The 22,178-nt window shown below is 46.6% G+C and carries 20 protein-coding genes; 10 read left to right on the top strand and 10 right to left on the bottom strand.

Going from position 1 to position 22,178, the window contains the following annotated elements; genetic code table 11:
- Nucleotides 1–313: 313 nt before the first annotated feature.
- Nucleotides 314–1,207, top strand: a complete 894-nt coding sequence (locus FGS84_RS13465) for a LysR substrate-binding domain-containing protein (protein ID WP_138309065.1) — start codon at nt 314–316, stop codon at nt 1,205–1,207.
- A gap of 54 nt (nt 1,208–1,261) precedes the next feature.
- On the opposite strand, the gene FGS84_RS13460 is transcribed toward FGS84_RS13465, so the two are convergent.
- The 10 genes from FGS84_RS13460 to FGS84_RS13415 all read right to left on the bottom strand — a co-directional run bounded on the left by FGS84_RS13460 (nt 1,262) and on the right by FGS84_RS13415 (nt 11,341).
- Nucleotides 1,262–2,509, bottom strand: coding sequence for an amidohydrolase family protein (locus tag FGS84_RS13460; RefSeq protein ID WP_138309064.1), 1,248 nt, complete (start codon nt 2,507–2,509; stop codon nt 1,262–1,264).
- Between the two features lie 62 nt (nt 2,510–2,571).
- Nucleotides 2,572–3,636: a proline racemase family protein gene (locus tag FGS84_RS13455; RefSeq protein ID WP_138309063.1), complete on the bottom strand. Its 1,065-nt coding sequence runs from the start codon at nt 3,634–3,636 to the stop codon at nt 2,572–2,574.
- Nucleotides 3,637–3,705: 69 nt separating this feature from the next.
- Entirely contained in the window at nt 3,706–5,268 is a 1,563-nt protein-coding gene (locus FGS84_RS13450; protein WP_138309062.1) for a BCCT family transporter, read from the bottom strand.
- A 34-nt stretch (nt 5,269–5,302) separates the two neighbouring features.
- Nucleotides 5,303–5,893 carry a YitT family protein gene (locus FGS84_RS13445; protein ID WP_138309061.1) on the bottom strand — a complete coding sequence of 197 codons (591 nt, stop codon included), beginning with the start codon at nt 5,891–5,893 and terminating at the stop codon, nt 5,303–5,305.
- 2 nt (nt 5,894–5,895) lie between these two features.
- Nucleotides 5,896–6,294 carry a Rid family detoxifying hydrolase gene (locus FGS84_RS13440; protein ID WP_138309060.1) on the bottom strand — a complete coding sequence of 133 codons (399 nt, stop codon included), beginning with the start codon at nt 6,292–6,294 and terminating at the stop codon, nt 5,896–5,898.
- A gap of 316 nt (nt 6,295–6,610) precedes the next feature.
- Nucleotides 6,611–8,692, bottom strand: coding sequence for an acetate--CoA ligase family protein (locus tag FGS84_RS13435; protein WP_138309059.1), 2,082 nt, complete (start codon nt 8,690–8,692; stop codon nt 6,611–6,613).
- Nucleotides 8,693–8,730: 38 nt separating this feature from the next.
- Nucleotides 8,731–9,270 (bottom strand): 2-oxoacid:acceptor oxidoreductase family protein, encoded by a 540-nt coding sequence (locus FGS84_RS13430; RefSeq protein ID WP_138309058.1) that lies wholly within the window; start codon nt 9,268–9,270, stop codon nt 8,731–8,733.
- Complete coding sequence (locus tag FGS84_RS13425) at nt 9,263–10,021, bottom strand: thiamine pyrophosphate-dependent enzyme (protein ID WP_138309057.1); 759 nt, start codon at nt 10,019–10,021, stop codon at nt 9,263–9,265. Before FGS84_RS13425 ends, FGS84_RS13430 begins: the two co-directional genes overlap by 8 nt.
- Before the next feature lies 1 nt (nt 10,022).
- Nucleotides 10,023–11,108 (bottom strand): 3-methyl-2-oxobutanoate dehydrogenase subunit VorB, encoded by a 1,086-nt coding sequence (vorB, locus tag FGS84_RS13420; protein ID WP_138309056.1) that lies wholly within the window; start codon nt 11,106–11,108, stop codon nt 10,023–10,025.
- A 20-nt stretch (nt 11,109–11,128) separates the two neighbouring features.
- Entirely contained in the window at nt 11,129–11,341 is a 213-nt protein-coding gene (locus tag FGS84_RS13415) for a 4Fe-4S binding protein (protein WP_138309055.1), read from the bottom strand.
- Nucleotides 11,342–11,576: 235 nt separating this feature from the next.
- Here FGS84_RS13415 and FGS84_RS13410 point away from each other — a divergent pair, with 235 nt between their 5' ends.
- The 9 genes from FGS84_RS13410 (at nt 11,577) to FGS84_RS13370 (ending at nt 22,048) form a co-directional block, all read left to right on the top strand.
- Nucleotides 11,577–12,353: an IclR family transcriptional regulator gene (locus tag FGS84_RS13410; RefSeq protein ID WP_138309054.1), complete on the top strand. Its 777-nt coding sequence runs from the start codon at nt 11,577–11,579 to the stop codon at nt 12,351–12,353.
- Nucleotides 12,354–13,196: 843 nt separating this feature from the next.
- A complete protein-coding gene (gene pepD, locus FGS84_RS13405) occupies nt 13,197–14,633 on the top strand; it encodes a beta-Ala-His dipeptidase (RefSeq protein WP_138309053.1) in 1,437 nt (478 codons plus the stop codon).
- Nucleotides 14,634–14,716: 83 nt separating this feature from the next.
- Nucleotides 14,717–15,424: a DUF5058 family protein gene (locus tag FGS84_RS13400; protein ID WP_138309052.1), complete on the top strand. Its 708-nt coding sequence runs from the start codon at nt 14,717–14,719 to the stop codon at nt 15,422–15,424.
- Nucleotides 15,425–15,467: 43 nt separating this feature from the next.
- Complete coding sequence (locus FGS84_RS13395) at nt 15,468–16,136, top strand: hypothetical protein (protein WP_138309051.1); 669 nt, start codon at nt 15,468–15,470, stop codon at nt 16,134–16,136.
- 387 nt (nt 16,137–16,523) lie between these two features.
- Nucleotides 16,524–17,399: an AraC family transcriptional regulator gene (locus FGS84_RS13390; protein WP_138309050.1), complete on the top strand. Its 876-nt coding sequence runs from the start codon at nt 16,524–16,526 to the stop codon at nt 17,397–17,399.
- Between the two features lie 147 nt (nt 17,400–17,546).
- Nucleotides 17,547–18,974: a melibiose:sodium transporter MelB gene (gene melB, locus FGS84_RS13385; RefSeq protein ID WP_138309049.1), complete on the top strand. Its 1,428-nt coding sequence runs from the start codon at nt 17,547–17,549 to the stop codon at nt 18,972–18,974.
- Between the two features lie 32 nt (nt 18,975–19,006).
- A complete protein-coding gene (locus FGS84_RS13380; protein WP_138309048.1) occupies nt 19,007–21,244 on the top strand; it encodes an alpha-galactosidase in 2,238 nt (745 codons plus the stop codon).
- On the top strand, nt 21,244–21,915 hold the full coding sequence (locus FGS84_RS13375; RefSeq protein WP_138309047.1) for a hypothetical protein: 672 nt from the start codon (nt 21,244–21,246) through the stop codon (nt 21,913–21,915). Before FGS84_RS13380 ends, FGS84_RS13375 begins: the two co-directional genes overlap by 1 nt.
- On the top strand, nt 21,905–22,048 hold the full coding sequence (locus tag FGS84_RS13370) for a PTS glucose transporter subunit IIA (protein ID WP_243129969.1): 144 nt from the start codon (nt 21,905–21,907) through the stop codon (nt 22,046–22,048). Before FGS84_RS13375 ends, FGS84_RS13370 begins: the two co-directional genes overlap by 11 nt.
- Nucleotides 22,049–22,178: the final 130 nt, after the last annotated feature.

Genomic DNA, 22,178 nt, shown 5'->3' with positions numbered 1-22,178 from the left:
CTCTTTCATGATATGTCTTTTGATAATAAATTTTAGTTTTTCAGCTATTGACATGGATGCTAAAATGTGATAATTAAAAAGTATATTTTACTTATTTTTTTGTATATATGCCTTTTGTTCCCCCATCCTCCGGTTAATCGATAATAAAATATTATATATATGCGCTTGTTCCAAACTATATTTTTGTGCATTTTTAACATTTTCTTTACGCTTGAATCATATCACGTTTTCCCCTCTGAAAGAAGAATAAATATGCTATGTCCGTGTAAAGGAAAACCTTACATCCAGCCATCCCTGCAGGAGGTGAAATCCTATGTATGATAGACATCTGGATTCTTTTATAGTAATTGCTGAATCAGGCAGCTTCTCGTCCGCCGCCGACAAATTGTTCATTTCCCGTACCGCACTGATACAGCAGATGAATCTATTGGAAAAAGAGCTGGGATTCCACATTTTTGAACGGCATAATAAAGGAGTTACCCTTACACCTGCCGGAGAATATTTTTATCGGGAAGCAAAAAAGATGATACACGCATCCAATACAGTATTGATGCGTTGTAAAGAACTAGAAGAAAAATCCAGAGAAACAATCCGAATAGGAACTCTGCCGAACTTTACAGCAGAACTTCTTCCGCAAATCTGCCGCAGATTTGCAGCCCAGTATCCAAATGTCACCCTCCAGTTCATCGAATATCCATTAGAAAGTTATTTCAAAAACTTTTTGAATGATAATTTTGACATAACCACAGAATATATGTGTGGTTATGTATTTGAAGATTCCCGTTACAATTTCATAAAGCTGATGGAAGACCGGCATTGCTGCGGAATGTCCCCCAAGCATCCACTTGCTGTCAAAAAACGCATCACCATACATGATTTGCATGGACAGAAAATCATGATGTATGCAAAAGGAATCACCCGGGCAGATGACCAACTGAGGGATTACATAACTTCAGTTGCCCCTGATGTCCAGATTATTGACATCCATCACTATGGCAGTTCCCTTCCTCTGAAATGTGAATTAGAAAAACAGATACTGATTTATTACTCCATGTACTGGAAAAGTTTCCCATCTCTTGCGTCTCTCCCCATGGATATAACCATGGATTTCCCCATCGACATTGGCCTGGGTTACAGGGTGGACTCAAACAGCGCCGTGAAACACTTCATCGCCCTGGCGCAAAGTATGTATAAATTCACACAATAATACCGCTTACCTTTGTACCTGTACAAAGATAGGCGGTATCAAATTTCCAAAGTTTTATTTCTGCAAATCCTTTCTTATGAAATCCCCTTCCTTCATGATAACGTCCATGGTATCAACCGTAAGGTCCCTGATGTTTTTCAGAGGATTGCCGTTGACTACCAGCAGGTCAGCACTCTTTCCTGCTTCAAGTGAACCGGTTATATCATCCACGCGCAGTACTTTTGCGCCATTTAATGTGGCGGCAACAATGGTGTCCATTTCACTGATTCCCGCGCACTCTACAAAGGCATGAAGCTCTCCTACCGTGGTCTCCCCGTAAGGTGTCATCTGGGAGTTGAAGGAATCCGAACCAGTGGTCAGAAGAATCCCCCTCTCCTTTGCCTTCTTCAGGTTCGCGTAAATGCGGTTTAAATCCTTCTCCGCAACCGTTTCACCCGGATACTGGTCATGAAGGGCCGGGTCATACTTCGGCGGGAAGGTAGTCAGCCAGGCAGGCATGAAATTGATGGTAGGGCAGAGAGCGATTCCCTTTGCCGCCATCAAATCCAGTGTCCCGTCATCCAGGGACTGGCCATGGATGATTAAGTCCACGCCCGCCTTCACGGAATTGGCAGCGCTACCAAAGCAATGAGACCAGACCGGGACATGGCGCATTTTACACTCGTCCACAACAGCCTGCACTTCTTCCATAGTGTAATGCTGGTCCATGGCAGTTTCCCAGCGCCAGATACCTCCGCCGGTTGCCCAGATTTTGATTGCGTCAGGGTTTTCGCGAAGCCTGCGCCGGACGGCTTTTCTCAAATCCCATGGACTGTCCACACACTCGCCCCATGGATGGCCTTCCCGGTTCCTTTCGATGGAAACCTTGTGGGAATCTCCGTGGGAACAGGTGGCACAGAATCCGCGGCCCGTTGCAACCACACGCGGGCCTTTCATCACTTTTTGTTCAATCATATTGCGGATATGGATACCAAACAGTGAGACCTCTCCCACCGTTGTCAGTCCTGCCTCCAGGCATTCGTGAGCCTGCTGAACGGCAACCACCGCCTTCTGGAGGTTATCCTCTGTGGGCCAGTCCGTGTCGTTGTCCGTCAGGTTTCCCGAAAAATGGAGATGGGCATCAATCAGACCTGGCATGATTGTCTTTCCGCTTATATTATATACCTCATATCCGTCCGGCACAGCCTGGTCCGCACCAGCATAAGTGATTTTATCACCATCTACAAGAACCAGGCTGTTCTCCACTGCCGCCGCTCCTGTCCCGTCAATCAGCAGTCCGCCCCGAAATGCATATTTTTTCATAATCTCTCCTTTATAACGCTTTTTCCTGCTTTCGCGCACAAGATACGTGAGTCAACGAATCTCTATGCCCAGATATCGCCAATTGTAAACCCTTCTGTAAACGGATCAGTGGAATCCAGTACAAGATTGCCATATCCATAAATCCAGGACTCTCCGGCGATGGTGGGAATTACCGCTTTGTGTCCGCCAATCTCTGTCTCCTCAACCAGCTCTCCCTTGTACACAACCCCCAACAGTCCCTGGTGGCGGAATGGCTGGTTCAATTTCAACTCACCCTTTGCATACATGGCAGCCATTCTGGCACATGTGCCGGTTCCACATGGACAGCGGTCCAGTGCGCCAATCCAAGTGGACGGATTGTCAAAATCCACGGCGCCGCTGGCAACGGTAACAGCATTTCGTATATCTGCCTTTGGATCATCCGTAGGTCCGAACAGCTGGGAGATGGTGATTCCCACACCAGGATAGTTCGGATGTTCTACCGGCAGCTGGTCCTGGGCTGCCTTAAGAATGAGGGAGGATACGCGGGTAATCTCACGTCCCATATCAGGTGTAAGCTCAATCCATGGGAATTGGCGCACATCCGCCATTGCATAGAACATCCCGCCCCAGGCAACATCCACCTTCACCTTCTCCACACCATGGCCGATATGGGGAACCGTGATTTCCGTGTCTGTGTATACCGCAAAAGCAGGAACGTTCTTGAATGTCACTTCCGTCACCTTTCCATTCTCGCATTTTGCCTTGATGCCGATTAATCCGGCAGGAGCCTCCAATTGGAACTCAGTATAGGGTTCCTTCATCTCAATCATTCCTGTCTCCAGAAGAACCGTAGCCACAGAAATCACATTGCCGCCGGACATCATGGGGTATTCGGTCTGCTCCATAATAATAAATCCTGCTGCTGCATCCGGATGCTTTGGCGGAACGATGATATTACAGCACATGGGCGGGTATCCTCTTGGTTCACGAAGCAGGAACTTGCGCAGTCCGTCGTTATACAGCCGTAAATACTCCTCCATCTCATATACACTGTTGCCCGGGATATGTCCGACACCGCCTGTAACAACGCGCATAGGCTCCCCGTCATGAGTCTCTACTACATTAATCACTCTCTTAAAACTCATTTTTACTTCCTCCTTTTGGTTTCTGTTTCTTTATTGGCATATTAATAAATATCAATCTCAATCAGGCAATCATTCCTCCACCTCTTCCGGAGTCTCAATATAACCGGAGTTTTTCAGGAAATAACATTTTTGGGCATACCGGAACAGTACAACGGCACACATAATCAGCACAATGCTCTGTAAAAGGCCTACCAGAGTAAACATACCCTTAACGGAATTGATGCCTCCGGTAGCAACCAGCGTATATGCGGTGCCTCCCAGTATACATCCAACTAATATCTTCTGCTTCTTTGGCGGCTCATCCTCGGCTGAAAGCCCGCTTACCGACAGGGTTGCCGCAACCGATGCCATGGGGTCAGCCAGTGTACAGAAGCTCAAAGTCACAGTACAAAGGAATAAAATAGTGATGATTTTGCTGAACGGAAGGGTACCTATAATCTGGAACACAGTTGCCTGCATACCGGACTTGTTTACTGCTTCCCAAACATCCAGAGTACCCGATGTCTGCAGATAGATGGTCTGTCCGCCGAATACGCCAATCCACAGAATACAGAAAATGGATGGGACCAGAATCTGAACCAGCATGAAGGTACGGACCTTGCGGCCTTTTCCCATACGTGCAAGGAACATTCCGATAACAGGCGCATATACGATAAAGGAGGCCCAGTACTGAACAATCCAGTCTGCAAACCACTTATCACCGGCGGCCATGGCGTTGGCCATGGTGGTCTGAGTCCCCCAATGGTCCACGATAAAACCGATTGACTCCGAAGTAATCTTTGTGATAAATTCCGTATTTCCGAAGATGAATACATAGGCCAGCAGGAAAAAGAAGAAATACATACAGGCCGATGATACCAGCTTAAGTCCCTTTCCTATACCGGAAACACAGGAAAGGATGAACATCGTGGTGACAAAAATCGCCGCAAAAAGCCAGGTCACTGCGGACTGCGGTATGCCTAACGCCGCCTCAAGCCCTGCGCCAATCTGCATCAGTCCCACACCCATGGAGTTGGATGTGGCCCCCATAAGGCAGAAGATAACAACAGCGGTCACCAGCGTGTTTAACCATGGTTTCTTTTTGCCTGTGGCACATTCCACAATGGAATTAAAGGATAAGCTCTTCCTGCGGTTGTAGCAGATGATTGCAAAAGAAGCTCCACAAATTGCGTACATACAGTACTGTACAAAACTCCAGTCCCACATGGCCTGGGCTACGGCAAAGATGCCTGCGGTCCTGCTGGCCGGCTCCCCGATGGCGGCCGGAGTCAGCATATAGTGGAAGATGGGTTCTCCCATGGCCCAGAACAGAAGCCCTGTTCCGATGCCGGAACAGATGGACATGGCGCACCAGGAAGCCATGCTGTATTCCGGTTTGGCATCCTCACCGCCAATTATCACATCGCCGTATCTTCCAACCAAAAATACAACAGCAAGAATGATGAATGTTAGTGACAGCAGGTTTATGTATGCCCCGAAGTAATCCGCCATTGCATAAAGCAGCTTTGTCATGACGGCTCCAACCTGTTCTGTCCACAGCACACCGGCTAAAATGAAGGTCAGCAGAATGACGATTGCCGGCCAGAACGCCCATTTATTTATCTTTCGACTATCCTTTGTCTTATTATCCATGTTTTATAACCTCTCCTGTTATATAATCACATTGTCAATGCACCCTTTTACAGGAATATATCATTCCGATTGCCTTGGAACATACCAGAGTATAGACCACCGAATATAACAACCCTGTAAAACTTTTCAGCAGGATTGAACCCACAATAATGATGGCTGTATCCATGATGAACAATGCATTCCCCATATTCAGCTTCGGATTCCTTTTCTCAAGGATTCTCCCAATAGCCGTCGTCCCTCCCATGGTACCGCCGGCCCGCATCAACAGCCCTGCGCCGATTCCCATGAGAACACCCCCAAGGATTGCCAGCAGCAGTCCGTGCTGTATAAGAACAGATGGAAAAAACGGAAGCCACCAGTCAATCATGACAGAGGTGCTGATTATAATCATGATTGTATAAATAAGTATCTTTTTCCCGAAACACATGGTGCAGAAAATCATAATCGGGACATTGCAAATCAAATTCACGGTTCCTATGGACACCCCCAGAAGGCTGTGTGCAACTACCGATACCCCAAGGACGCTTCCTGGAACAATATCCACCGGATTAATCAGAATAGTAGATACCACATATAGTATACATCCTGCCGCCAGTATTGCCAGTTCTTTTGCTGTTCCCTTCATTACTACTCCTTCGCGTTCCCCTCTGCAAACGCAATCATGGAAGCTTCTAACGGAACGCCCTCCGGAAGTGCGGCCACCTGCACACAGACACGGGTAGGTCTGTGATCTCCGAAGAACGCCCTGTATGCCTCGTTGATTTGGTCAAAGTCCTTCAGGTCCTTAATATAAACATCCACCCTGGCAACGCTCTCCCTGCATCCCCCGCCTGCCTCTACAATGCTGAGCAGATTCTTTAGAACCAGGGTTGTAGCCTCTTTAATCTCATAAACATATTCCCCGTCCTTTGTAAGCGGTATCTGACCGGATGTAATAATCATATCCCCATATTTACGGCCATGGCAATATGGCCCTAACGCCGGAGATGCCTCTGAGCTGACCAGTTCTTTTGGTTTCGTTTTCATTCAACTTACCTCCACATCATTCTACTTTGTTTCATTTTTTTATTTATCGTTTCATTTTTTATATCTATATTTAATATAATACAGTTTTATTTTAAAATGTCAATATTTTGTTTCGTATTATTAAAATATTGTTCATTTTATCTAAACTACGCTCATGTTTTTAGCAACATTGTCCAATATTCTTTGTTTAACCCGGATTTTTTTAGAAAACAACACCAAAAACAGGTATCCGCGACAAACTTCTTCGCGCATACCTGTTTCCGGTTACATATTCATATTCACATAAAGCCAATTCCAGGACTAATTGTTATACGTATCAGTCATCATAAACGACCAGTAAGGCATCAGCGATGGCTGCACCATCTTCCGTTATGAAAACAGGATTGATATCCAACTCCTTTACCGTGTCCTTACACTCTGCTGCCATCCGGCTTATTTTAACAAGAAGTTCTGCCAGCGCAGCCTTATCGCAGACTGCACCTCCCCGGTAGCCGTTTAACAATGGATATGAGGCCAGATTCTCTATCATACGCTCAGCCTGGCCCTGGGTAAGAGGTGCCGGCGCAAGCTGTACATCTTTAAACAGCTCTACAAACACGCCGCCCATTCCTACCATAATCATGGGTCCAAAATCCTTGTCATTGTTGACACCGATAATCATTTCCGTACCTGGCTTCAGCATGGGTTTTAAAAGGACACCTTCCAGCTTTGCCTTGGGAGCATTTTTAGCGCAGTTCTCCATGACTGTGTCAAACGCTGCCCGCAGCTCTGCCTCATTCTCTATATTCAACTTCACCCCGCCCACATCCGACTTATGTTGTATATCCCTAGAGTGAATCTTCACGGACAGGGGATATCCCAGCTTCCCGGCTGCCTCCACTGCGGCGTCAGCCGTTGCCGCAACTGCCTGTGGGGGAATCGGTACACCATGTTCCGTCAGATAATTCAGGCTCTCGAACTCACTCAGACTGTGGGAAACACTATGCCGTTTCTCCGGAATAGCAGGTGTCATGGGTTCAAATGTACGGACTGCGAAGTCCAGTATCTTCTTAAGGGCATTGCAGCCATACCGGCCAGTGGGCAGCAATGGGGTGCCTGAGGCCTTTAAAACATCCGCACTTCCCTGGTGCCTTGTGTGCTCAATGAACGGAATCCAGAAGACAGGTTTTAACCCTTCTTTCCGGCGTGCAATGGAAACCGCCTCCACCATGTGGGAGATGGTGTCGTCCCAAATCTCCGGTGTGATGGTATAGGCCACCACAATGGCATCCACATTATCATCCTTTGAAATAGCCTCCATGGCCTGGACCATGACAGGGGTATTGTAGCCTATACCTGCCGTCATGTCGAAGGGATTATTCACGGACCCGTAATCAGGCACCAATGTACGCAGATAGTCCTTTGTCTCCCGTCCCATCTCTGCCAGTGTGATGCCGTATTCTTCAGCCAGGTCCGCCATCACGCCGGCCTCACCGCCTGACACATTCATGAATACACAACGTTCACCCTTCGGCAGCTCCTCCAGCCACGAAAATGCGGCTGCAAGGCTCATGAGTTCCTCCAAATCGCTGGCTTCCACCACGCCGTACCGTCTGAACACGGCCCGAAGCACCTTGTCGGCTCCTGACAGGGAACCGGTATGGGAAGCCGCCAGCTCCTGTGACTTGCTGGAACGGCCTGTCTTTAATACCACCACCGGCTTCTTTTTCAGTGCTGCCTTCTGAAAGGCGGCCAAGAGCTTATCCGGTCTGGTGACTCCCTCCATATAGGCAGCCACCACCTTGGTGTCCTCATCATCCACCAGGAAATCCAGATAATCCTCCACCTTCACATTACAGGAATTACCGGATGAAATCACATGGCTGAAACCCATGTTGGGGCTGTCCAGACCTCCAAGGACAATCTGCCCGCTCTGTGAAATCATGCCGATATTTCCCCGGCGCTCACGCTCCTCCACCAAGAATGCAAAGGCGAAGATTCCATCCACAAAATTGGCAAAGCCTGCACAGTTGGGCCCCATGACCGCAATACCGAGACGGTCCGCGGCCTCCACCAGTTCCTTCTGGCGTTCCCTGCCCTCTGGCCCCACCTCACTATAGCCGCTGGCAAACACCACGGCCCCGCCGCAGTTCTTACCTGCTGCCTCCTCCAATAAAGGAATGATTGTTTTCTGAGGCGTGCAAAGGATGACCAGGTCCACATCCCCCTCTATCTCAGAGAGGGAGTGGTAGGCTCTATGTCCGAATATGGTATCCCTTCCGGGATTCACCAGATAAAGTTTATCTAAATTCCTCGAAAACTTAAGATAGTTCCTGGTCGTGTCACCGCCGAAACCAGCCTTCTCACTGGCGCCTACAATCGCAATGGTTCCCGGTTTTAATAATTTTCTAAGATTCATGCCAAAACCCTTCCTCCCATAATCTATGCACTGCCTAATCAGCCAATCTTCCCCGCTTTCTCGTACCCCGCCTCAAAACACTGCACATTCTTCTCACTTGGTATGCCCTTATGGTCAAAATAGTCCTTTAAGGTATCGGAAAACTGCTGCTTATCCATCATCCGGGTAGCTGAAATCATAGCCCCCATCATGACCAGGTTGGCCCCTCTTGCGTTGTGCAGGTCAGCAGAAATCCCCATGGCGTCAACTCCTATGACCTCCACATGCTCCGGATACTTCCTGTCACTAAAAAGCGAACTGTTGATAATGACCTTTCCGCCTTCCGCCACCTGGTCAATATATGTATTGTATGCATCCTCATTCATACACACCAGCACATCCAGGGTATCCGGATAAGGGCTGCCTATTTCCTCGTCTGAGACAACCACGCGGCAGAGTGCGATACCGCCGCGCATCTCTGCGGAGTACTCACTGGTCCAGCTCACATTCTTCCCGTTTTCAGCAGCAATCTGAATTAAAACCTTTCCGGCTGTCAAAACGCCCTGACCGCCGATTCCCGCAAACATTATATCAGCCATTTGCCACACCCCCGTTATTTGTATGATCTACGTACACTTTTACCGGAAATACCTTTTCATTTTCCTCTTTCAGTTTCTTCATTGCGTCAACCGGAGTCATCTTCCAGTTGGTAGGACAGGGCGACAGGACCTCAATAATGGAAAATCCCTTGTTGTCCCTCTGGTTCTCAAAGCCCTTCTTAATCATCTTCTTTGTCTCATTAATGTGCTGGGGGTCATACAGGGCCCCGCGGGCAGCATATTCAATGGGATACTGGCTGATGATGTTAAGCATGTCGAATGGTTCGCCTGCAACGCGGTCGTCCCTTCCCTTCTTGCTGCTGGTAGTCTTATCCCCCACCAGAGTGGTGGCGAGGCACATCTGGCCTCCTGTCATGCCGAAGATTCCGTTATTCACCACAATCATGGTTATGGGAACATTCCTCTGGGCAGCGAAACACGTCTCTGAAAGCCCGATTACATAGGAACATCCGTCACCTGCATGTACATATACATTGGCTTCCGGGCGTACCTTCTTGATTCCCGTTGCAACAGCAGCACAACGTCCGTGAGGTCCTGCAATGCCGTCACAGTTCAAAGTGTCGATAGACCAGTAAGCGCAGGCGATATCCACTACCTGCACGGTTTTCTCCACGATTCCTAATTCCTCACAACATTCCGCAATCAGCCTCTGGATGATGCCATGTCCACAGCCGCCGCACCAGCCTACCTGCTGGTTAATCATTTCCGGTTTTGTTAACTTAACAGCCATATTAGTAAACCTCCAGTTCCTTTTCTTTTCCTTCGAGTACACGTTTGCAGTAATCCACGATTCCCTGTGTCTTCGGAACATACTTGGATGTCAGATAGGCATATACAGGCAGGGTAAATCTGGTGGCCAGACAGACATCCTGGCCCATCTGTGCGGACAGGCTCATCTCGACCGAAACAAGAGCCTTCACGCTGGCCGGTAAATTCTTAAATGCCTTTTCCGGATACGGCCACGCACTGATAAGACGTATAAGACCCAGTTTAAGGCCCTGTGACCTTGCACGGCGGACTGCCGACTTACATATCCTGGATGAGATGCCGTATGCCACCAGGACCAGGTCTGCATCGTCTACCATGAATTCCTCCCACCGCTGTTCATTGTCATGCATCTCCTTGAACTTGGTCTGGACCATATGGTCATAGTCCGCATAATTCATGGAACGGTCCAGATTGGTCACTTTAACCTTCGTCTCATCAAGCTTCTTATAACCCTTGATGGCCCAGTCAAACTTATCCTTGTCATGCTCCTTTGCCTCCGGCAGGACCACCTTCTCAATCATCTGACTTATGCCGCCATCGCTTAAGATGATGACAACCGTCCGGTACTTCTCCGCCAGGTCAAAGGCCAGATATGTAAGGTCTGCACACTCCTGCACCGATGCAGGTGTCAGTACAATCTGCCTGGAGTCACCGTGTCCGCCTCCGCGCACAGCCTCCCAGTAGGAATCCTGGCCCTCGGTAATCTCACCGTCGCCCACTCCGTATCTCATGACATCAACCAGAACGGCAGGCAGGTTATAGGATGCCAGATATGAAATGCCCTCCTGTTTTAAGTCATATCCTGGTCCTGAGGAACTGGTCATGACCCTTTCCCCACAGGCAGCCGCGCCCCACAGCATACTCATGCTGGCTATCTCACTTTCACCCTGAATAAAAACACCACCCCGGTCAGCCATGTTAGCGGACATATATTCCAGTATCTCACTCTGAGGTGTAATCGGATATCCTGCGTAGAAGCGGCAGCCGGCTCTCAGCGCCGCCTCTGCAATCGCTTCATTCCCCTTCATAAGCCTAAATTTTTCACCCATGTCTCTTCTTTCCTCCCCTGTTAATTTACAGTGCTAATGGTAAATACATAATCCGGACAAATCGTGTAGCAGCGCCCGCAGCCAATGCAGGCATCCTCGTTAATACGAATGATTTCATACCCCTTTTTGTTAATCTCCCCAAGTGGCTCAATCGCCTGAACAGGACAGGCACCCACGCAGAGACGACATCCTTTGCAGAGATTTACATCTGCCGTTGCTTTTGCTTTTGCCATTTCTACCTCCTATTATTTTGTTACATTTTTTATTATTTCGTTTCACTTTTTATTTTGTAATTTCATAATATCATCTTTATAATTATTTTTCAAGTACTATTTTAACTTTATTGCAAATAAATTTCATTTATTTTTTTGTGCTTGCAAATATATAAACTTTCTCCTATAATAGAGTATAAATACTGTAACGACCGTATCAAAATATGATACTTATCATTTTTAAGGAGGATTTACAATGGCAGACGGAGCAGTTAAGATAGAAACCATACAGGCCGTAGACAGGGCCTTTCAGATTCTTGAAACAATAGGGCGTGCGAGCAGCATGAGCCTTGCAGAACTGAATAAGGAAATAAAGGTGAACAAGGCATCCCTTTCACGCCTTGTATATACCCTTGTGCAGAATGGCTATCTTGCAAAGAATGAGAAGAATGGGGATTACTCCCTGACCCTCAAGACATATGAGGTGGGATTAAACGCTGTCCAGAATCTGGACAAGCTGTCCCTGATTAAATCCACACTGGTGGACTTAAATAGCAGAAGCGGCCGTATTGCCCAGTTTTCCGTGGAGGATAACAACCAGCTTTTATGCCTGCAGAGCATCGGAAAGGAGGCCATGTCCTTTTCCGTATATACCAGTGTGGGGCACCGTTCCCCCTTATACAGCACCAGTGCGGGCAAGGCCCTCCTGTCCACCTATTCCAACGGTGAAATCATTGAAAAGTGGGAAAAGATGAATATCCAGCCTCTTACGGAAAATACACTGACGGACCTGCAGATGTTCCTCCAGGATATCGGTCTGACCCGCCAGCGTGGATATGCCCTGGATAAGGAGGAAAACGAGTACCATGTGTTCTGTGTAGGTACAGTCATCATGGATTTCTCCAACAGGCCCATCGGTTCAATCAGCGTCAGCGGCTCAAGCCTTACATCCCAGGAGGAGGAGGAAATCAGCAGCATGGTGCTCTCTTCCGGCCGCAAGTTATCCAATCTTCTGGGTTATGCCGTGCGATAAGTTAAAAAGGACAGGAGTGAAAGAAAAACAATGTCTTCCCTTCACTCTTGTCCTTAGAGTAGCCGCAGCTCAAATCTATGATAATGCTGCAAAGGCTTATTCATAATTTTCTTCTACCTAAATTGCCGATACCTAATACTGACAAATTGATATATGTGAATAATGATATTTCTAAACTCCTTTACTCTGATTGCCAGTTTTCTCCCAGTTCCTCTTTGACATGGCAGAACAGATACTCCACAATCTTCCCACATTTTTTTCCAAAATTCCTCCCTTCTTTTTTAAATATCCATACTCCAAACGTTCCGGCAGCATAGGGACCCCAGAAGAAATTATCTTCAAGGGGTCCTTTACAAAAACCTGTGACCTATGAGTCGGTTCGATTGATTCTGTTGTGTAGCAGTTAAGATATATCAGCCCAGATAGTATTTCCTTGTTTTCGGAGATTAACCTGGTTCTTAGTCATTATTGGTAAAAACATTTTCATAAATTGTGAAAAATGAATAATATTTTAAAAAAGTGAAACATATTATTGACTTTTTGAGCAGTAAATTGTATTATATTAAATATAAATCAAAAAATGAAATATTATATTAAAAGTATTAATACTTTATTGGCCATATACCGTATGCCAGCTGAGAACAGATAGGGCTATTGGCCTTTAATGCTTTAAGGTGGCGTGGATTTATAATTGGTAGTTGGCAATCAGGAGCCGATGCGGAATCAGCTTGTGAAATAATTCGGAAGGAGGTAAAATACGCAGATTGTTATCGACAACAAAATGCCTTAAGAGCCGCAAAAGATATGTAAAGGAAAAACGAAAACATCTTAGAGGGGAGAATTATGGAATCTATTTTTAAGCCAGACGGACTACATGAGAACTACTTTCAACAAATTTCGCAGTACCCACATGGGTCGTATCACGAAGCGCCCTTGAGTAATTATATTGTCAGGTTTGCACAGGAACATAATTTAAGATATAAGCAATACCCGATTGGCAATGTGATTATTTACAAGAATGCCAGTGAGGGATATGAACAGCATCCGCCAGTCATGCTACAAGCCCATATGGATATGGTTTGTGAAAAAGTGCCTGGGAGCAGCCATTGTTTTGAAACAGACCCGTTGGACCTGTATGTAGAAGATGGAAAAATACGGGCACGGGGTACCTCTCTGGGTGCGGATGATGGCGTTGGTGTTGCATATATGTTGGCAATTTTGGCTGATGACTCCATAGCGCATCCTCCGCTTGAGTGCGTGTTTACCGTACAGGAAGAGGTTGGCTGTATCGGCGCATCAGTGTTGGATAAGCAGGACATCTCTGCAAGGAGAATGGTGGGTTTAGACGATGTGAGTGGATGCACTACATATATTTCTGCCGGAGGCACGCAGACTCTTGAGATTTGCCATACAAGCCCCAAAGCAGAAACACATTGGCCCTGTTATTCATTAAAGGTTTTCGGTTTACAGGGCGGACATTCTGGGACCGAAATTCATTTGGAGCGCGGAAATGCCATTAAACTGGCTGCCCGCATTTTATTTCAGATGCAGAAAGCCGGGGGGATTCAGCTAGCGGAAATGAGCTGTCCCGGAAAGGTGAATGTTATTCCCAATCATTGTGATGTGATTTTTGCGTCGGATATGGATGCCGCCAGTATAAGTGCGATAACGGAATCGACCATCAAATCAATCCAGCAGGAACTGAAATGGAGCGATCCGTCCGTTCAAGCGTGTGTAGAATGTTGCCAAGAGCATTACCAGGTGTTTTCGCTTGAAGACAGCCGCAGGACGCTGGATTTCTTGTTTATGTTACCGGACGGGTTTAGACATCAAAGCCTCAAGGTTACAGGGTTAACGGTTGCTTCCAGTAACCTTGGTATCATTGATACAAATGAAGACACGATTTCTGCTGTATTTTTTGTACGAGGTGCGTTGGATATCCATATTGATGTGATTATGGATGAAATCTTGACCATGGCAGATTATTTTGATTGGCAGAGCCATATCGGGGCCAGGGCCCCTGGATGGGATTATCAGGATTATTCTCCCTTGAGAGACGCCTTGGGAGAGGCATATCACGCAGTGACGGGGAAGGAGATTGGCCTTCTGGCTAACCACGGAGGCCTGGAGTGCGGCTTTATGAGCCATATGGATGAGAACATGGATATTGTGACCATCGGACCGCGGATTGAAAAATACCATTCCAGCGACGAAATGCTTTACCGGGATTCGTTTGATGAGATTTATAAGGTGCTCCTGAAGCTGCTGGCGGAGCTGTAATGCCATTTCATCAGGCATGACACCCACACGTCCGTTATATCCAAATTCACACTGCTGCAATTAATTATTAGGAGGATTACAACGTGAATACATTATCAATAGCCAATTCTGCCATCTTATGGCCTTTATGCGGAATCACACTTGTTGTAGTATTGGCACAGGCCATGCTTTTCATGCGTTTGGCCAAGAAAACAGCTAAACAAATCAGTCTTGCTCCCGAGGTAACTAACAGGGCCATGAGAATTGGCCTGGTTTCTGCAATTGGACCGGCACTCGGCGTGTTCATTGTCATGGTAGGCCTTATGACTTCGATTGGCGGGCCGTTGAGCTGGCTGCGGCTCTCTATCATTGGTTCTGCGGCAACCGAGCTCTCAAACGCTACGTTTGGCGCAACAGCCGCAGGCGTGGAATTGGGCGGAGAGGGTTATACGCCTGCCATCATGGCCGTTTCCTGGTTTGGCATGACTCTCTATGGTGCAACGACTTTGGTTTTGATTGGATGTGCCACCCCTGCCCTGGAAAAGATGAAGGATACAGTAAGCCGCGGAGACCCGAAAAGGCTCGCTGTTTTCAGCACGGCCTGTGGCTGTGGCATTTTTGGTTACCTGAACCAGAATGAAATTCTTAAAGGTGTAAACAGCTCGATTGCGGGCATTGCGGGCGCGGTAAGTATGATTGTGATTTCTAAAATTCTTGCCCCAAAGGTACCAAGAATCATGGAATACGCTCTGGGTATTGCGATGCTTGTCGGAATGCTCTGCGGTTTAATCTATGACACTGTGGTAGCTTGATTGCCACAAAAAATACTCACCAACATATAAGGAGTGTACCTAAATGGATCATAATATTTTATCGCAGTGGAAAAAATCGTGCATCAAAATCGGCACGCCCACTACTATTTTAACCGCTATTACAGCGTTCATTCCCATTATCTGGCTCTGCGAAACATATGACTGCTGGCCTGGCGTGGCCTTGGTGCTGAAGGCATACGGCTTAATTATGCTGGCATTTGGCGCATTCTGTATTGTGGAACCTGTATCCTACTATGCGGCCTTAGGGATTTCAGGGACCTATCTGGGATTTACTGTGGGAAACATCGCCAATATGCGTCTGCCTTGTGCGAACCTGGCTTTAGAGGCAACAGAGAGTGAGCCCGGTTCCATACAGGGAGAGATTGTTTCAACAATCAGCATCTGTGGTTCCATCATCACCAACCTGCTTTTTACCACATTGGCTGCGTTTACCGGTGCTACAGTTGTGGCAATTCTGCCAGAGTTCATTGTCAGTGCGTTGACCAAATACGCTGGAACTGCGATTTTCGGTGCGACGTTTGCATCCTATATCATGAAGCAGCCTAAAACTGCGGTGTTTGCATTGTTCGTTCCTCTGGTATTGTCACTCACAATTGAGCCTCCGGTTTGGCTTTTGATTATCATTGCGGTATTTGGAAGCTTGATTCTCTCACTCGTCAGTTATCAAAAAGCTGCTAATAAGGCAGATTAGGGGATTTGGAATACCACTGCCGGCATTTTAAAACAGGTCAAGTCCAGTCTGGAATTATCCAGCCTGGACTTGACCTATCTGTTTGTAACAACAATTATCCAAATATATTCTCATACATCATACCTTTCTGCTAATCATATTATAAACTATTTTACAGATATAAACAATCTTTTTCTAATAACGCCATATGCCATTTAACTTAAAAATGTCAATGCAGTAAATCTTTTCTATTCATCATAATCACTTCCGGTGATAAACTCTATTTTGCTAAAGTATCGTCAAAGACCGAAAGATCACTTGAAAAAAAACTCTCTTTTTGTAAAATAAAGATAGACACAGCTTACAGCCCTGCGTAACGGTTTTGTGATTTTCTAAGGAGGACTATATATGGAAGACGCATATGTACTTCAGCTAAGGAACAGGAACTTTTCTGATTTCTATCTGTGTTACTGCGGATATGCCAAATGTGAGCCGCTGCATAATTTCGGACCGGCGGTCCGGCCCAATTATCTCATACATCTCATCCTCGAAGGTAAGGGAAAATATATCGAGGATAATAACCGCTATGAATTAGAGGCCGGACAAGGGTTCCTTATAGAGCCGGAAGTACAGACTTTTTATGAGGCGGACAAGGAAAATCCATGGACCTACTTGTGGATTGGTTTTGCCGGCACACGTGCAAAGGAATATCTGGAAGAGATTGGATTGGGAAATGGACGGAAGACGTTTTGCTGTTCTCATCTACCGGAACTGAAACTCATGCTGGTTAATATCCTGAAGAGGAATACATATTCCTTAGAAAATGAATTTCTTCGCCAGAGTTTTCTGTATTCCTTTTTTGCAGTCCTTGCCAGGGATATTGAAATCCGCAATGCGCCTGAAAATGCTACAGAAAACGTGTATATACGGAGAGCCGTGGAGTATATCCAGAATAACTACCCCAATGGAATCCATGTCTCGGATATAGCCGCATACGTGGGCGTAAGCCGCGGATATCTGCATACGCTGTTCACAAAAAATATAGAACTGTCCCCTCAGGAATATCTAATCAATTACCGTATTACAAGGGCAAAGGAGCTATTGTCCGTTACGGAACTACCAATAGAAGGAATCGCACAGTCCTGCGGTTATATGGACACGCTTGCGTTCTCCAAGTTATTCAAGAATAAAACCGGAATTACACCATCCCAGTACAGGAAGGAAAACTGGGACAGCCGGAAAAATGAACTCGCCACCAAAAAAGAAACACTGGACGCCCTTTAACAACAAGGGGCGTTTTTTAATAGCGTACATTTTGACTGTTTTTAGGTACACCTGCACCTGTTGAAAACCAAAATCCGACTTATAATAAAATCATAAAGAGGCTGCGCATCTTCTTAAACACACAGAAATGATTATGGAGGAAATGTCATGGGTGATGATAAACAAACTATTAATGTTCAGTATAAACATGTTTCCACTAAAGAAAAATACTGTTTTGGGATTGGCGCAATCGGAAAAGACGCAATTGTAAATCTTGTAGGTTCATTTTTGATGTTATATCTGACAGATACATTATATCTTGCCCCAGCCTTTGTCGGTATCTTATTCCTGGTGGCAAGAATCTGGGATGCAGTCAACGACCCTTTCATGGGAATGATTGTTGACAACACGAGGACCCGGCACGGGAAATTCCGTATCTGGCTTATTGTCGGCACACTTCTTAATTCAGTGGTATTTGTTTTACTATTTACAAGCTGCGGACTGGAGGGGACCGCCCTCTATGCGTATGTATCCATAATGTACATATTGTATGGCATGACTTACACAATCATGGATGTTCCCTATTGGTCATGGCTTCCTAATCTGACCAACGACCCCCATGAGCGGGAAAAAATTTCCGTAGTCCCGAGATTTTTTGCCAGCCTTGCAGGGTTCTGCGTCGCAACATTCGGCCTGTATATCATTAACGCGTTCAACAGGATGGCGGGAAATGAAAATCTTCTGGCAGAGCAGGGTTACACGTATTTTGCAATCGCAATTGCAGTGATATTCATTGTAACAATTGGGATTACCGTCGCCAACGTAAAGGAGGAGTCCACATTAAAATCAGATACAAAAAAAACAAGCATCCGTCAGGCACTGAATGTAATCACAAAAAATGACCAGCTTCTGGCCTTCATCGGACTTCTTCTTACCTTCAATCTATGCACTCAGATTGCAAAGGGGTTTGCAGTGTATTATTTTAAAAACGTATGTGGGGATGAGTATCTTTATTCTATTTTCGGGTCTGCAATCGTTGCTGAAATGCTCGGGCTTGTTATTTTCCCAAAGATTGCATCCAGAATCAGCAGGGAGAAAGTATATGCACTTGCTTGCGGATTCGTAATTTCAGGACTTACTGCCCTTGGGGCTATAGGCTATATAGCCCCGCAAAGCAGGACACTCATCGTTGTGTGCTGTGGACTGATGTTCCTAGGCTCGGGGTTGTCCATTGGAGTGACCACCTGCTGTATGGCGGATGTCATTGACTATGGCGAGGTAAAATTCGGGGTCAGGAATGAAAGTATTACCTGTTCCGCACAAACCTTTCTTATGAAAGCGGCCATGGCAGCTGCTGGCGGGCTTACTGGCGTAGGACTGCAGATTGTTGGCTATAATGCAAAACTGGATGTACAGAGCGCGGCAACTGTCAATGGAATCCGTGTGCTCATGATTATAATTCCGATTGCACTGGCAGTGGTCAGCTTCCTGATTTATAAGAGGTTCTATAATCTGAAGGGTGTACATATGGAAGAAGTGACATGCCGGGTTAATGAAATGCATATGGCAAAAAGAGAAATCGGGATGGATCTCTAAAACAGGAAGCACATATCAATAGGAGAGATTTTATGAATATAGTTGTAAATAAGGCGGCAGATACATTTCACTTATATAATGATGATATCAGTTATATCATGACAGTGCTCCCTAACGGACAACTGGGGCAGGTTTACTTCGGAAAGAAGATACGGGAAAGGGAAGATTATTCCCATTTAGTGGAAACAGCAACGCGCCCTATGTCATCTTGTGTCTTTGATGTGGACAAAAGGTTCTCCATGGAGCACTTGAGGCAGGAATATGCTGTTTTCGGAACCAGTGATTACAGGACGCCTGCAACGGAAGTCGTGCAGAAGAATGGGAGCAGGATTTCGGAATTCTGCTTCCGGGACTACCGTATAGAATCCGGAAAGCCCATTCTGGAAGGGCTGCCTGCCACGTATACGGAAAATGCCGGCGAGGCGTCCACGCTCATAACCGGACTTGAGGACCCTGTTACGGGGCTCCGCCTGGAACTCCTCTATACCATCTTTGCAAAAGGAGGGAGCATTGCCAGAAGTGCGCGGTTTTCCAATCATGGAAGAGAGACGCTGCATCTTACCTCGGCTATGAGCCTGTGCATGGATCTGCCTGACTGCTGCTATGACTGGATGCAGTTCTCTGGCGCATGGGCCAGGGAGAGGTACCCAAAAACAAGGCAGCTGGAACAGGGAATCCTGTCCGTAGGCAGCATGCGCGGGAATTCCTCCCACAACCATAATCCCTTTGTTATTCTGAAACGACCTGATACAGACGAATTCCAGGGAGAGGCAATTGGCTTCAGCCTTATCTACAGTGGGAATTTCCTCGCACAGGCAGAAGTGGATACCTATGACACCACGAGAGTGCTTATGGGAATCCACCCGTCATGCTTTGACTGGAAGCTTGAGGCGGGTGAGAGTTTCCAGACTCCGGAGGCCGTGATGGTATATACGGATCAAGGCCTCAACCATCTGAGCCAGACCTTCCACAGGCTGTATCAAAAACGGTTGGCAAGAGGGTACTGGAGGGACAGGGAACGTCCGATTCTTATCAATAACTGGGAAGCGACCTATTTCGATTTTACAGAGGAGAAACTGCTGGAAATTGCGAGAACAGCAAAAGAAACCGGAGTTGAACTGTTCGTCCTGGATGATGGCTGGTTCGGTGAAAGGAGCAATGAACACGCCGGTCTGGGGGATTGGTTTGCCAACACCAAGAGACTTCCCCAGGGAATTACAGGTCTTTCCAAAAAAATAGAGGAAATCGGAATGAAATTCGGACTCTGGTTTGAGCCAGAAATGGTCAACAAAGACTCAGACCTCTACCGTCAGCATCCGGACTGGATTATCGCTGCGCCAGAGCGCAGGCAGTCACATGGCCGGTTCCAATATGTGCTTGATTTTTCAAGAAAAGAAGTGGTGGATTATATTTATTCCATGATGGAAACGTTATTATCGGATGCAGACATATCCTATATCAAATGGGACATGAACCGCAGCATCACGGAATGTTTTTCCAACACTCTTCCGGCTGACAGACAAGGCGAAGTATATCACAGGTATATTCTTGGGGTATATGAATTATATGAAAGGCTGATAGGAAGGTTTCCGCAGATACTTTTTGAATCCTGCGCCAGCGGAGGCGGGAGGTTTGACCCCGGGATGCTCTATTACGCGCCCCAGGGGTGGACAAGTGATGATACGGATGCCATGGAACGGCTAAAAATCCAATATGGAACCAGCTACTGCTATCCTGTCAGTAGTATGGGAAGTCATGTGTCTGTAGCGCCAAATCAGCAGGTGAACCGGGACACGCCGCTTAGCACAAGGGCGAATGTAGCGTATTTTGGGACATTTGGATATGAGCTGGATCTTAATGCGCTGTCCAGTGAAGAGCTGGAAGCTGTCCGGGAAGAAATCATATTTATGAAGCAGTACCGGCATTTACTTCAGTTCGGGACTTTCTACAGGCTGGAAAGCCCCTTCAGCCATAACACTGCGGCCTGGATGGTGGTGGACAGTGACAAAAAGGAAGCAATCGTGGGCTGGTACAGGGTATTGAACGGCATCAATCTCCCATTTACAAGGCTGAAGCTTAAGGGGCTGGATCCCGGAACAAAATACGCCGTCAGTGGAAGCGGAAAATCCTGTTATGGGGATGAACTGATGTATGCGGGGCTGATTACAACGGACATTTCCTCAGGGCAGGCGCAGGGTGACGAAAAAATGAGCCGTGACTTTGAATCCAGGCTTTATATCCTTAAGGCGGAGAAAAGGGGGATTGAGTGATGGACACATCCCGGAAGTATTTCATAAAGCGGTGCCTGATGATGCTTACAGGGATTCTTTTTATCAGCATCTGCGTCGGATGTTACCGGCTCAGCGCATTCGGGGTGGACGCATTTACCTGTATGAATCTGGGAATCAGCGGTTTCTTAGGAATGAGCTTCGGCACATGGCAGCTTATCATGAATGGGTGCATACTGATTGTAGTCTTTTTAACGGTCAGGAAATGCATCGGCGCAGGGACAATCGTTAATATGGTTTTCGTGGGATATGGCGCTGATTTTATATGCTGGCTTGCACAGGAGACGCTGCGGATACACATGTCCCTGCCTATGAGAATAGGAGCCCTGGCCATCGGATGCCTGTTTGCAGGCTTAGGCGTGGCGTTCTATATGGCGGCCGAGATGGGGATTGCGCCTTATGACAGTGTTGCGCTCATCATAGAAAAAGGCACAAAAGGAAAAATCCCCTTTCAGTATGCACGTGTCATCACAGACGTGACAATCGTTGTGATTGGAGTGGAATTCTGTCTGGCGGCAGGTAATAACGTCTGGCTCATTATAGGAATCGGAACCGTGTGCAATGCTTTTTTTAACGGACCATTGATACAGTATTTTCGGATTCATGTAAGCGAACCACTATTGACAGGAGGAAGGAAAGGTAATGTTAAATAAAACTCACAATAAAATCCATGAAATAAAATCGCCAATAAATGGTAAGGCTATTCTGATTGAAGAAACAGGGGACTCTGTTTTTGCGGATAAGATATTGGGAGAAGGAGTGGCCGTCATGCCCGATGACGGCTAACCAGAGTGTATGAAAATTTTTCTGTAAATAGGTATTAGCCAAAGGTCTTCTATGATAAAATAAAAAATCATAGGAGGCCTTTTATTATGGCAAGAGAAAAGAAACCGGTACACCAGGTACAAATGACAGA

Source organism: Clostridium sp. 1001271st1 H5 (assembly GCF_005845215.1).
In the GTDB taxonomy this organism is placed as follows: Bacteria; Bacillota; Clostridia; order Lachnospirales; family Lachnospiraceae; genus Enterocloster.
This window is presented reverse-complemented; position numbering and strand designations above follow the sequence as displayed.